General features: G+C 55.9%; 14 protein-coding genes and 1 pseudogene. 14 read left to right on the top strand and 1 reads right to left on the bottom strand.

Translation table 11 applies throughout. From position 1 onward, the window contains the following. Positions 1-88: 88 nt before the first annotated feature. The 12 genes and pseudogenes from H627_RS20865 (at position 89) to H627_RS16895 (ending at position 9,354) form a co-directional block, all read left to right on the top strand. Positions 89-1,210: pseudogene (locus tag H627_RS20865) on the top strand (helix-turn-helix domain-containing protein). Continuing rightward, positions 1,200-1,421 (top strand): PLDc N-terminal domain-containing protein, encoded by a 222-nt coding sequence (locus H627_RS0104195; protein ID WP_027827926.1) that lies wholly within the window; start codon positions 1,200-1,202, stop codon positions 1,419-1,421. The pseudogene H627_RS20865 and the gene H627_RS0104195 overlap by 11 nt, the downstream one beginning before the upstream one ends. Then, positions 1,414-2,343, top strand: coding sequence for an ABC transporter ATP-binding protein (locus H627_RS0104190; RefSeq protein ID WP_035439929.1), 930 nt, complete (start codon positions 1,414-1,416; stop codon positions 2,341-2,343). Before H627_RS0104195 ends, H627_RS0104190 begins: the two co-directional genes overlap by 8 nt. Next, complete coding sequence (locus tag H627_RS0104185; protein WP_027827924.1) at positions 2,318-3,082, top strand: ABC transporter permease; 765 nt, start codon at positions 2,318-2,320, stop codon at positions 3,080-3,082. The genes H627_RS0104190 and H627_RS0104185 overlap by 26 nt, the downstream gene beginning before the upstream one ends. Before the next feature lie 99 nt (positions 3,083-3,181). Beyond that, on the top strand, positions 3,182-4,195 hold the full coding sequence (locus tag H627_RS0104180; RefSeq protein WP_027827923.1) for an alpha/beta hydrolase: 1,014 nt from the start codon (positions 3,182-3,184) through the stop codon (positions 4,193-4,195). Then, complete coding sequence (locus tag H627_RS0104175) at positions 4,195-4,896, top strand: NAD(P)H-dependent oxidoreductase (protein ID WP_027827922.1); 702 nt, start codon at positions 4,195-4,197, stop codon at positions 4,894-4,896. The genes H627_RS0104180 and H627_RS0104175 overlap by 1 nt, the downstream gene beginning before the upstream one ends. Further along, entirely contained in the window at positions 4,893-5,078 is a 186-nt protein-coding gene (locus H627_RS16910; RefSeq protein ID WP_035439928.1) for a hypothetical protein, read from the top strand. Before H627_RS0104175 ends, H627_RS16910 begins: the two co-directional genes overlap by 4 nt. 17 nt (positions 5,079-5,095) lie before the next feature. Continuing rightward, a complete protein-coding gene (locus H627_RS16905; protein ID WP_051225157.1) occupies positions 5,096-6,076 on the top strand; it encodes an SGNH/GDSL hydrolase family protein in 981 nt (326 codons plus the stop codon). Between the two features lie 199 nt (positions 6,077-6,275). Then, on the top strand, positions 6,276-6,692 hold the full coding sequence (locus H627_RS0104155; RefSeq protein WP_027827921.1) for a pyridoxamine 5'-phosphate oxidase family protein: 417 nt from the start codon (positions 6,276-6,278) through the stop codon (positions 6,690-6,692). A 42-nt stretch (positions 6,693-6,734) separates the two neighbouring features. Then, complete coding sequence (locus H627_RS0104150) at positions 6,735-7,712, top strand: ring-cleaving dioxygenase (protein ID WP_027827920.1); 978 nt, start codon at positions 6,735-6,737, stop codon at positions 7,710-7,712. Positions 7,713-7,715: 3 nt separating this feature from the next. Then, positions 7,716-8,375, top strand: coding sequence for an alpha/beta hydrolase (locus H627_RS16900; protein ID WP_051225156.1), 660 nt, complete (start codon positions 7,716-7,718; stop codon positions 8,373-8,375). A 4-nt stretch (positions 8,376-8,379) separates the two neighbouring features. Then, positions 8,380-9,354, top strand: a complete 975-nt coding sequence (locus H627_RS16895; protein ID WP_051225155.1) for an NADP-dependent oxidoreductase — start codon at positions 8,380-8,382, stop codon at positions 9,352-9,354. An 80-nt stretch (positions 9,355-9,434) separates the two neighbouring features. Here H627_RS16895 and alr read toward each other — a convergent pair whose 3' ends face one another. Beyond that, the gene (gene alr / locus H627_RS0104135; protein ID WP_027827919.1) at positions 9,435-10,547 is read right to left on the bottom strand and encodes an alanine racemase; all 1,113 of its coding nucleotides are present in this window, start codon (positions 10,545-10,547) and stop codon (positions 9,435-9,437) included. Between the two features lie 199 nt (positions 10,548-10,746). On the opposite strand from alr, the gene H627_RS0104130 reads away from it, so the two are divergent. Both H627_RS0104130 and H627_RS0104125 read left to right on the top strand, forming a co-directional pair. Continuing rightward, positions 10,747-11,550, top strand: coding sequence for a hypothetical protein (locus H627_RS0104130; protein ID WP_027827918.1), 804 nt, complete (start codon positions 10,747-10,749; stop codon positions 11,548-11,550). Positions 11,551-11,701: 151 nt separating this feature from the next. After that, positions 11,702-11,890 (top strand): hypothetical protein, encoded by a 189-nt coding sequence (locus tag H627_RS0104125; protein ID WP_027827917.1) that lies wholly within the window; start codon positions 11,702-11,704, stop codon positions 11,888-11,890. Positions 11,891-12,009: the final 119 nt, after the last annotated feature.

The following is a 12,009-nucleotide window of genomic DNA, read 5'->3' as shown; positions in this document are numbered from 1 at the left end:
ATTTTTAGGCGAATTAGTTGACAACCACTCCATATACTTTCCCTGCCCAGGCCCTTAGAATAAGCAGTGTAGAAAGAAGGCAAACGTGATGCGAGTGAATATTGGGCCGGTCTTAGTGGTCCAGCGCAAAGAGCGGGGGATCACCCAGCAGGAGCTGGCCGATTTTATCGGCGTGTCCAAGGCGGCGGTTTCCAAGTGGGAAACCGGCCAGACCTATCCGGACATTACCCTCCTGCCGGCCCTAGCGGCTTACTTTGATTTACGGATCGATGATCTGCTGGATTACGAGCCGCAGTTATCAGCAAAAGAAATTCGGACCATTTACGGGTCGTTAAAGGCGGCTTTTGAAACTGATTCCGGGGCCGAGGTGCTGCGCAAGATTCGCAGTTTTGTTCGGCGGTATTATGCCTGTTACCCATTTATTGAACAAATGGGTTTGCTGCTGCTGAACCATTACGATCTGCTGCCCGGCAAAACGAATGAAGAGAAGCTGGCCTTGTATGCGCCAGAGGCGTAAAAGCTCTTCGTGCGGGTGCGGGAAAACGCCCAGGATGTCGCTCTGGTGACCCAGGCCCGCAGCTTAGAGGGGTACACCTTGATTATGCAGAACAAACCCAAAGAAGCACTGGCGTTACTGGGCACACGCACGCCGGCTTACCTGCCGGCCGAGAGTCTGATCGCCACGGCGTTCCAGCAATTGCAGCAAATTCCAGAAGCCCAGGCCGTCTATCAAAGTGCCCTGGCCCAAGACCTCAGCATCATGATGAGCCAGTTCGCCAATTACTTGCAGCTATTGATAGGGGACCCGCCTAAGTTTGCGGAAACCTATCGGCGCGGCACCGGTGTCGCTGCCGTGTTCCACTTCGACCAGTTGAATCCGGTGGCGATGATGAATTTTCAACTCTCTGCCGCCGCCGGCTTTGCCCAACAAAAGCAGACGGACGCGCTGTTCCAGGCGCTGACGGCCTTTGTCGCGCTGCTGACCCGCACGGTGTTTCCCGTGAAACTGCACGGCGATGACTATTTTGACCAGATCGATGATTGGCTGGACCATCTGGATCTGGGCACGCAGCTGCCCCGAGATCCGATCCAGGTGCAGGCCAGCTTGCGGGATTTTGTGCTGGCTAATCCGCTGCTCGCCCCGTATCAGGATGATCCCCGGTTACAGGCCTTGCAGCAGCAATTGAAGGAGAAAAATCATGAACAATAATTGGCAACTGTTGATTAAATATTTACCCATCTTTATTCCCATCATTATTTTGGAACTGGCGCTGATGATCACGGCCTTGATCCATGTGCTGCGCCATCCCCACTACCGGTTCGGCAACAAAGTCTTGTGGATCATCATCGTGGTCGTCTTCCAAATCATCGGGCCAATCGTGTATTTTGCCTTTGGTCGGGGAGACGATTCCCGTGGATGACATTTTGACCGTCCAGCACGTGCAGAAATCCTTTGGCAGCAAGCACGTGCTGCAAGACGTGGACTTCAGTATTCCGACAGGCTCAATTTTTGGCTTTGTCGGCGAAAATGGCGCGGGCAAGACCACGACGATGCGCATGATCCTGGGGTTAGAAAAGCCCGATAAGGGCACGATCACCGTTGGCGGCGAGCCGGTGACCTTCGGCGCGACCAAGACCAACCGAATCACGGGCTACTTGCCGGATGTCCCGGCGTTTTACGATTATATGACACCTGCTGAGTACCTCGATTTGTGTGCTCGCATTACCGGGATTGATCAGCGCCGCCAGCGGATTGCTAAGATGCTTGACTTGGTGGGCTTAAAGCCGGACAAACACCGCATCCGCGGGTTCTCCCGGGGAATGAAACAGCGGCTGGGCATTGCCCAGGCGTTATTGAATGAACCCCGGCTGCTGATCTGCGACGAGCCGACCAGTGCGCTGGATCCAGCAGGGCGCAACGAGTTCCTGGAATTGCTGGCGTCGTTGCGGGGCCAGGTCACGGTGCTTTTTTCCACCCATATCCTCAGTGACGTGGAGCGGATCAGCGACCGGGTAGGCATTCTCCACGACGGTCGGCTGCAGGCCTGCGATACCCTGGTCAATCTGCACAAGCAGTTCGGTCGTTCCCAAATCGTGTTGACGCTGGCAGATGGGGCGACCGCCCAGCGCTGTCGCCAGGCGTTGGCACCGCTGGCTGTCCAGGCCCAAGGCACAATAGTGACCGTGACGTATCATGGCGATTATGCCGCCACGGTCAGCCAGATCTTACGGGCCCTGGTGGCGGCCAATATTGCGCCGGTTAGTCTGCAGCAGGAGAACCCGACACTGGAACAAATTTTTTTGGAGGTGATTGGTGATGCGCACGCTGCCCACGATGCTTAGAAAAGAACTGCTGGAAACCTGGCGCACCTATCGTTTTTTGATTCTGGCGGTGGTGTTCTTGATTTTCGCCTTGATGAGTCCGCTGATTGCCAAGCTGACTCCGGACATCATGAAAATGAGTTTCGGTAAAAGCCTGGGTATCCAGCTGCCCAAACCCACCTCGGTGGATTCCTGGACCCAGTTCTATAAAAATATCGGGCAGATGGGGATCTTTGTAGTAGCAATCATGTTCAGCGGCACCATGAGCCAAGAGCTGGGCAAGGGGACGCTGGTCAATCTGGTCACGAAGGGCCTGCCCCGCTGGGTCGTGGTCTGCAGCAAATACATCAGTCTGCTGCTGCAGTGGGTCGTGATCTTAACCGCCAGCTTCCTAGTCACCTGGGGGTATACCGCTTATTATTTTCCAGACCATAAGACGCCCCACATTTTCTTGGGCTTTTTACCGCTGCTGGTGTTTGGTATGTTCTTTCTGGCGGTGATTCTATTCGGCTCGACTCTGGCTCGGAACAGTTACAGCGGGTTGCTGTTCACCATCTTAGTGATGGGCGTGCTGTACCTCGTGAATCTCTTTAAAGCCGCGCAGAACTATAACCCAGTCACATTGATCGGCGATAATATGGCCATTACGCAGGGGACGAAAACGCTCGTGAAGATCGCCCCTGGGATGGCCGTTGCAGTGGCCGCCGCGGTTTTGCTGGTCATTGGGGCGGTGGCGGTGCTGAACCGGCAAAAGCTGTAATATCTAACAGTTTCGTAACATGTAAGCCAATTCATTGCGTTGGGTCCTGGTTAGCTTGTACAATTAACATGAAGCTATATCTGTGAAGGGAGTCCACCCATGAAAAAGGTACTGCGTATTTTGCAGGGTGTTGGCAAATGGATCGGTTTTGTTCTGCTTGCGTTTATCACCGGGATCGTGATTTCATTTAACACGTCGCCGAAGCTGTTCGCCTCCATCATCGCCCAGATGCCGCAATTGGCTAAGGTGGGCCCGTCGCCTAAGGGCTGGGACCAGTATGAACGGCAGGTGGACCGGCACAGCAACATTGTTTATCCGTCTAAGTACACGAACAACACTCTGGATCTTTATACACCAAAGAAGAACCAGGGCAAGCAACCCGTGATTTTTTGGCTGCACGGCGGGGCGTTTGTCTCCGGCAGTAAAGAAGGCGTGCGGGATTGGGCCTATAAGATGACTGCGACCCAAGGCTATAACGTGGTCGCCGTTAATTATGAGGTCGCGCCTAATGCCCAATATCCCGACCAGATCATCCAACTGGGCGAAGCGATCCACTACTTCCAGACCCATCAAGCGGACTATCCGCAGTTGGACATGAACAAGATCATTATTGGCGGCGATTCCGCGGGGGCCCAGATGGCCTCGCAGTATATCGCCGTCCAGACCAATCCGGCGTTAGCCAAAGATATGAATCTGACCCCGCAACTGCAGCCGAAGCAGATCATTGCGGCGGTGCTTTATTGCGGTCCGTACGACATGAAGACGCTGGCCACGATTCAAAACAAGGCCTTGCAGTTCATGGTCAATCAGCTCGGCTGGGCCTACATGGGCAGCCGGGACTGGGTCAACTCCGATATGGCGCGCCAGTCGTCAACCACCGATCAGGTCACAGCGGATTATCCGCCGACGTTCTTAACAGACGGCAATACCGGCTCCTTTGAAGGCCATGCCCAGAAACTGGCCTCGGTCTTGAAGGCCAACGACGTACCGGTGTCTACGTTATTCTTTGGGCCGGACCAAGCTGTCTATCATGAATATCAATTCACGCTGCGCTCGAAGAACGCCCGCCTCGCCTTCGACCGCACGACCGAATTCCTTAATCAGTATCGCTGATGCGGACACTGGTTTTGATTGGTCACCCAGATTTGGCGCATTCGGGTACCCAGGCTTTTTTGCAGGCGGCGGCCGGGGCGCTGACGGATGCGGATGAATGGGATATCAGTGCGCAAGGGGTTCCAGATTCGGCTGAAATTTTACGGCTGCAGGGTGAAATGCGCCGTTATGACCGTTTGATTTTTCAATTTCCTTTATACTGGTATAGTATGCCTGGGGTCTTCAAACAGTGGCTCGACACTGTTTGGACGACCCCCTTTGTGTCTGGCCGGCCGGGGGAAGCGCCCCCCTTGGCTGGTAAGGAGCTGGGCATCGTTGTGACCTTCAGTCAGGCGCAGCAGGATTACCGGCTGGGCGGCCGGGAACATTTCTCCCTCAGTGAATTATTGCGGCCCATCGCCGCCTTGGGGCTGGCCGCTCAGATGCAGCTGCTGCCGATTTTCCCAGTGGCCCAATTTGGGTACATGACGGAGCGGGAGCGCCAGCATCTGCTGGTCACCTATGCCCAGTACCTGAGCCTGCCCGCTGGCGCGCACTTCGCGGACCGGGCCCAGTGGTTTGCGGCGTGGCTGACGCAGCATGCCAGTGCCCACAGCGATTACGCGGCTTGGGCGGCGGCCTTGACCGCCCAGCAGGAACAGTTGGCGGATTTACATGATACGTTGGCTGAAATGCGGCGGGAAGAGGATGATGCGTTATGATGGACGGAGAACAACAGGATGCGCTAGCGGCCGCGATTCGCCAGCAGGCTCAGCAGACGGCAGATTACGTTGACCGGGCGGTACTGCTGGAACTGGCGGATTTTGCGGAAGCTCAGCAGCGGCGGATCACGACGACCGGCGGCGAAATCGATGGCCGGTCGTGGGACCACGAGCACTGGTAAACAGGGAGGTTGAGTTGATGGAATGGGCAGCAGGGAGTGCGAACGGATTATTTCCAGGGATTCATTTTAGCGGCCGCTGGGTTCCCCGGCGCGTTGCTGAACAGGACGCGATGTACACGACGAATCTCGGAGCCGCCGTTCATTTCCAGATCGACGGAGCCAGCAGTACGATTCTGCATTTTGTGGAAACACCGCGGCCGGTTCCCAGTCAAATTGCAATTCAAATCGACAACGGCCGGTTTGTGCATTTTGATTTGGCCCACGCGCCGGTGATGCTGGCCACCACGCCGACGACCCACCAGATCACGGTGGTAATGTCGGGGAATACGGATAACGATCCGGTCTGGGCGGCTGACCAGGATGCAGGCTTTGCCTTTACCGGGGTCACCCTGCCCAACGGCGGCTGGTTTTCACCCATTGTCCCGGCTGGCCCGCGCCTGACGTTCATCGGCGACTCGATCACTGCCGGCTGCTGGGTGACGGGCAAGCAGCCCAGCAAAGACTACCGGGCGGAGGCCGCGTATGCGGCCCTCACGGTAGCCCGCATGGATGCGGAAGAGACCCGCATTGCCTACAGCGCCGCCGGTGTCTTGAAACCAGGGACCGGCGGGGTACCCCGGGCGAAGGATTTCTTCGGCCATCTGGATAACCGCACGCCCTGGGCGGTGGATACCGATCAGGATGCGGTGATCATCAATCTGGGAACCAATGATCGCAGCTATCCTGTGGAGCAGTTTGTCACAGCGTATGTCCGGTTAGCCGCCCAACTGCGGGGCGTCTACGATGATGTACCAATTTTTCTGATGATCCCGTTTAACCAAGCCTTCGCTGAACCGATTCGGCATGTGGCCAGGCGGGGGGATCGGTTGCAAATTATTGAAACCAAGGATTGGGACATTGATACAACCGATGGCACTCACCCCAATCTGGCCGGCCACCAAACCGCCGCGACCCATTTGGTGGGGGTACTGCAAAAGGCGCTGCAGCATAATGAATAAATTCCAAAAAATCCAGCCCAGCGGTCATATCGGGCTGGATTTTGTTATTTTTAGAATTTTTGTGAGCGTGCCCACTGAATAAAAGTAAGAAACGTGCTACGCTAGTATTGTGGATTGCAAGCAACTGTTTTATAATAACTGGCAATTTACCAAAGGTGCGCCGATCCGCATCAAATATTTTTGAAGGGTGTGTTATTTAATGGCAAAACTGACACCAGAGATGAAGGACTTAATGGATAAGGGCTTGGCTTTCTTGGCCACTGCCGATGAAAACGGTAATCCCCAAGTCGGTCCTAAGGGAACCATGCGGGTCTATGATGATGAGCACCTGATTTATAACGAAGAAACCGGCCGCCAAGCCTGGCACAATATCCAAGCCACCGGCAAAGCCGCCGTGGCGTTCCACCCAACCCCCGGTCTGAAGGGTTTCCGGGTTGAGGGCAAGGCCAAGACATACACTGACGGCCCGTACATGGAAGCCGCCAAGAAATTCGTTGAAGGAACTAAATTGCCGCAACCGCTAGCCGCGGTCATCATCAATGTCGACCGGATCGTCACCTTGGATGCTGGTCCGGATGCAGGTAAAGAATTGGCCAACGATCCAGTTAAGGATTAATTTCTCAGTCACTACCGGTCAATAGGGGAGGAGCCCGTTAAGATGAGTGAAACCGCATTGGCACCAGAAAATACGCTGCTCGGCGTGCACCACGTCACCGCCATTACCAGTGACGGTCAAAAGATTTTTGATTTCTTCGCCAAGATTCTCGGGATGCATTTAATCAAGAAGACAGTGAACCAGGACGATGTGGAAACGTACCATCTGTATTTCACAGACGATAAAGGGGCACCCGGTACGGATATGACATTCTTTGATTTCCCGGGGATTCCTAAGGGTATCAAAGGCACCAATTCGATTTCCCGGGTTTCTTTCCGGGTTCCGAATGACGCGTCCCTGGCGTATTGGGAAAAACGGTTCACGGAGCACAACGTGGCCCATGAAGCGATCAGTACCCAATTCGGGACAAAGGTATTGCCGTTCCATGATTTCGATGATCAGCAGTATCAATTGATTTCTGACGAAGACAACCACGGGGTGCCTGGCGGTACGCCGTGGCAAAAGAGCCCGGTGCCGCCGGAATACGCCATTCAGGGGTTGGGCCCGGTGCGGGTCACCGTCTATAATCAGGAGCACTTTGACCTGTTGCTGCGGACCGTGATGGGCTTCAAGAAAGTAGCCGAAGAAGGTCAGTTTACCCTGTATGAAGTCAACGACGGCGGGCATGGCGGTCAGATCGTCCTGGAACATCGGGAAGACCTGCCCCTGGCGGTTGAGGGCTACGGCAACGTGCACCATGCCGCTTGGCGGGTTCCGGATCGCGGCCGGTTGGATTATTGGATCTATCGGTTGAAGTCCTTCGATTTGCCCCAATCGGGCTATATTGATCGCTATTACTTCAAGTCTGAATACTTCCGGGCCGCACCGCAGATTTTGTTTGAAATTGCCACCGACGGCCCGGGCTTCTTGCAGGATGAAACCTACGAAGAAGCCGGCATTCACTTGGAGCTGCCGCCATTTTTGGAACCCCATCGGGCAGAGATTGAAGCCAATCTGCACCCGCTGAACACGGAGATATAGCCCATGGCCCAATTAGGAGACGATATCTTTTATACCTACCGGCCGGGGCGGGCGAACTATAGCCCGGTCCTGCTGCTGCATGGGACTGGCGGAGAAGAGACTGATCTGCTGGACATTGGCGCTGGCCTTTTTCCGGACAGTCCGTTGATTGGGCTGCGCGGCCGAATCCAAGAAAACGGCCAGACCCGGTACTTCAAACATACCCCCACGGGCGGTTTTGATGCTCAGGATCTGGTCGCGGGTGAAAAATGGCTGCTGACGAGTATGGTGGCGTTGTTGAAACACCTCGATCTGCCGGCGGCGCCGCCGATCGTGATCGGATATTCCAATGGGGCGAACATTGCAGCAGACTTGATGCTGCGGGGCGGGCCGGTGTTCCACGCGGCGATCCTGCTGCATCCGATGGCCGTCAGTGATCCTGTGCCTAAACGGGATAATACCCCGCTAGCCGGGATTCCGGTCTGGCTGTCCCACGGCCGGGACGACCGCATTGTCCCGGTGCCCACGTTCAACGCCTTGGTCCAGGGTTTCATTGACCAGGGCGCGCAAGTCTTTACCCATGCCAGTGATGCCGGCCACCAGATCACGCTGCAAGAAATTGAAGGGGCCCGCCTCTGGCTGGACCGGTTCGAGCAGCCTGACGATACTGAAGGAAAGCAGTGATTCGATGCAAGCATTCGGCTTTGACAAGTTTGGCGGACCCGCAGTCTTCCAAACCATTGAAAAACCAACCCCGACGCCCAAAGCGGGCCAAGTCGCCATCGACGTGATCGGTTTCGGCTTTAATCCCTATGACGCCAGCCTGCGCCGCGGCGATCAAGCCACGGCCCGGCCGCTGCCGTTCCCGATCATTCCCGGTCAGGATGTCGTGGGGAAGATCAGTGCCCTCGGCGAAGGGGTAACAGACTATGCCATCGGTGATATCGTAATGAATCATCGGCCCCTGCGCGGGTACTCAGAAGTAGTGACGGCTTCTTTGGCCAAAGTGGCGCCGAAGAGTGCCGCGCTGTCCTTCCTGGATGCAGCCGCTCTGCCCAATGTGGGCACGGTGGCCTATGCGCTGGTCCATTCTTTGGGCCAGTTGCAAAAGGACCAAAACGTCGCCGTCATTGGGGCCAGCGGCAGCGTGGGCAGTCTCGCGGTACAGCTGGCGAAATATGCTGGCGCCCGCGTGCTGGCCATCGCTGGTGAACGGCACAAAGATTTTATTCATTGGCTGACGCCGGACGATGTGTATTATTACGACGGGGTCGCCAAGCGGGATAACGCTTGGGCCCAGCGGTTCGACTTGGTTGTTGACGCGGCCACTATGGGGGCCAACGGCGAGTTGGCCGCTTGGCTGGTAAAACCGACCGGTATCGTGACCACCGTGGGCGAAACCAGCACGATCCCAGCCGCGGCCGGGGTGACCCTCCGAGCGGCCGGCGGCAAGCAGGAGACCAGCGACCATGATATTCTCATGTATTTCAATCACATGGCGGATACCTATGGCCTGACGATGCGCGTTGCCGACAATGTACCATTCAGTGCTGCCGGTGTGCAGCAGGCCCATGAACTGCTGGATCAAGGCGGCGTCCCGGGTAAGATCGTGGCGGTCCGGCCCCATGGCCGGACAACGCGGCACACCCCGCCGAAACAATAAAATAATTGGTTTTGAAAAATCCTCAAAGGCCATCAGTTGGCGTTTGAGGATTTTTTTGTCAGAGGGCGCGGGTGCTCATTTTAGTCCACTAATTTTCTGGGCAGCCGTTCTGCAAACCGAATCGATAATTCCCACGGTGCAATGCCGGTGTGCTGGGCCATATCGGTTAACGTTAGGCGCTGATCGCCATCTTGTCCAAGCAGGGTGACTGGCGTATGGACCGGCAGCGGTCCGGGCAGGCGGACCATGAGCGCATCCATGGTCAGATTACCGATAATCGGGCATTTTTTACCCTGAATCAGTACCGGGAAGCCTTTCAATTTGCGGCTTAGCCCGTCGCCGTAGCCAATGGGGATGGTGCCGATCCATTCCGCGGTGGGGGTGACATAAGTATGACCGTACGACAGGCCCTCACCGGCGGGCACGTGCTTGACCATGATCAATTCTGATTCCAACCGTTCGATCTGGTCTAAATAATTGTCGGGCCGCATCGTGCCCTCTGAGGGTTCCATCCCGTAGACCACGGTCCCGATCCGAATGATATCGGTGGGAACTTCCGCGGCGTGATACATCGCCGCGCCGGAGTTGGCCACGTGGACCATGGGCGGCTGGGGCAGGCCATCGGTGAGGGCGTGCCAGCGGCGCACCTGGCGGTGGAAATAATCTGTTTCAACGGTGTCCGAATCGGCAAAATGGGTCATGAGCCCCTGGTAGGTAAATTGGGTTGGGTGTTGCTGCAGAAAGCGGATACTCTCTTCAATTTCTGCCCGGTTCCGGTAGCCGATGCGGCCCATCCCTGTATCGAGGCCCAGGGAAACCAGTAACGGCGCGGTACCGGTTAGATTGTGCTGCGCCTTTTGGAGCCAGGCCAAACTGGCTACGGTCACAATGACCTGCTGGTCAGCACACGCTTGGGCGTATTGGGCATCCAGCAAGGACATGATGAGAATCGGCGCTTTGATCCCGGCGGCGCGCAGCACGAGGGCTTCGTCCAGTACCGCGACCGCCAATCCTTGAGCGCCGCCGGCGAGGACGGCCCGGCTGACCGGTAGCAAGCCGAAGCCATAGGCGTTATCCTTCACGGCCATAAAAATGGTGCGGCAACCGGACACTTGCCGCACAACGGCCAGATTATGGGCAATGGCTTGCTGAGAAATGAGGAGCCGCGTGGGCCGGTGCTGGGCAACAACCATGGGTCAATTCCTACTTTCTAAGAAAATGAGATTATGGCACATTGGCCCCATTATAGCGAGTCCCCCAAATTGGTGCAAGTCGAGTTTGAAATCCACGCACCAGCGAGTTATTTTATCGGACTTGAATCAACCGCCGTTTAGTGGGAAAATGAGGACGCCGAAATGTGAACGATTACACGACATGGGGGGCAATGATAGAGTGGAGATCAGAAAACAAGTTATCGGCGGGGCGCTTTTGCTGCTGTCGAGTGCAGTTTTGGTCGGGTGCGGGTTGGAGAACCGCACGGCGAAGGCGGCGACCGTGCCAACGACCAAGAGCGGTCAGCATTGGTCGCGCTTTGACCGAAAATTGGCGGCCGCTCAGCACACGGCCCAGAAGAATCGGCCGGCCTTGCTGGCGTCACTCAAGGGATTGAAACCATTTTACAGCGGGGCCGCGTATCTGACACCGCTGCCGACCAAGCTGAAAGACGAAGCCCAGCGGGTCAACACCGTGCTGCGCGGCACCATTGTGCAGACCGACTTTGCGACTTTTGATAACACGGCGCATACGGTTTATACCCTTTTTGTGACTGCCGTGTACCAGGGAGACAGTGCTCTCAAGGGTCAGGAAATCGGTGTTCTGACTGCTGGCGGCAAGATCAAGAATGCCGAGCTGGATGCCCAGCGCCAACAGAAACTCACCGCTGCTGAATTGCAGGGAAGTACGCTCGTCCGTGCGGATGGGTTTGACCCGGCCGCCCCAGGGGACGAGATCGTTGCCACCCTGACCAAAGTGCACAGCAATGCGTTGAACCGAGCCGTCTACTTAACGATTTCACCGGAATGGCTGTTTTATCGGACCGCCGGGACCCAGAACTTTGTCATGCATGCCCAGCCCATCGCAGCAGAACTGACTGCGGGGCAGCATGGCACGGTGGTCACGCCTGATACGGACAGCGTGAAAGGCCGAATCGTGGCGGATGTGCAAGAGATGGTGGCGACAGGCCGTATTCCTGAATAGCACTCATTGGTCTAGCGTAAGCCAAAAGAGTTGACGGTCATTGATTCACCTAATATAATAAAACTATTGATAGCGTTTTCATTGCCAATGAGAAAACAAGCTCGACACAACGACGCTGGCAGATTCACTCATTTAGATTGGGGCGATGACGATGCGCAAGCTGCAAGTGTTTCTTCTCAAGTATGGATTTACTTTGATATTGATCGTTGGCGGCGCGACAGTGCTATTGTCTAAAACATTTTCCACCGCTCTCTCAGCGCTAGGCGTGGCTGGCGGGACGATTGCCGCGCTGGCCCTTGCGCACTACGGCCAAATGCGGGGACAGCGGCCGACGGACTAGGTTGCACTTTTTACCACTGCCTGGGCAGCGGCTTTTTTGGCATATTCAAGCCGATTTTGTGTGCTGTTTTCGGCAATTTCTGAAAACTCAGGGTTGACACCCGGATGAAACTCCGTTAA

It is taken from the genome of Schleiferilactobacillus harbinensis DSM 16991, assembly GCF_000425885.1.
Taxonomy (GTDB): domain Bacteria; phylum Bacillota; class Bacilli; order Lactobacillales; family Lactobacillaceae; genus Schleiferilactobacillus; species Schleiferilactobacillus harbinensis.
Note: the sequence above shows the minus strand (reverse complement) of the source record. Positions and strands in the feature narration are given on the sequence as shown.

Coding starts and splice junctions, on each gene's coding strand:
- H627_RS0104195 (WP_027827926.1), top strand. CDS start 1,200: ATGAACAATAATTGGCAACTGTTGATTAAATATTTACCCATCTTTATT.
- H627_RS0104185 (WP_027827924.1), top strand. CDS start 2,318: ATGCGCACGCTGCCCACGATGCTTAGAAAAGAACTGCTGGAAACCTGG.
- H627_RS0104180 (WP_027827923.1), top strand. CDS start 3,182: ATGAAAAAGGTACTGCGTATTTTGCAGGGTGTTGGCAAATGGATCGGT.
- H627_RS0104175 (WP_027827922.1), top strand. CDS start 4,195: ATGCGGACACTGGTTTTGATTGGTCACCCAGATTTGGCGCATTCGGGT.
- H627_RS16910 (WP_035439928.1), top strand. CDS start 4,893: ATGATGGACGGAGAACAACAGGATGCGCTAGCGGCCGCGATTCGCCAG.
- H627_RS16905 (WP_051225157.1), top strand. CDS start 5,096: ATGGAATGGGCAGCAGGGAGTGCGAACGGATTATTTCCAGGGATTCAT.
- H627_RS0104155 (WP_027827921.1), top strand. CDS start 6,276: ATGGCAAAACTGACACCAGAGATGAAGGACTTAATGGATAAGGGCTTG.
- H627_RS0104150 (WP_027827920.1), top strand. CDS start 6,735: ATGAGTGAAACCGCATTGGCACCAGAAAATACGCTGCTCGGCGTGCAC.
- H627_RS16900 (WP_051225156.1), top strand. CDS start 7,716: ATGGCCCAATTAGGAGACGATATCTTTTATACCTACCGGCCGGGGCGG.
- H627_RS16895 (WP_051225155.1), top strand. CDS start 8,380: ATGCAAGCATTCGGCTTTGACAAGTTTGGCGGACCCGCAGTCTTCCAA.
- alr (WP_027827919.1), bottom strand. CDS start 10,547: ATGGTTGTTGCCCAGCACCGGCCCACGCGGCTCCTCATTTCTCAGCAA.
- H627_RS0104125 (WP_027827917.1), top strand. CDS start 11,702: ATGCGCAAGCTGCAAGTGTTTCTTCTCAAGTATGGATTTACTTTGATA.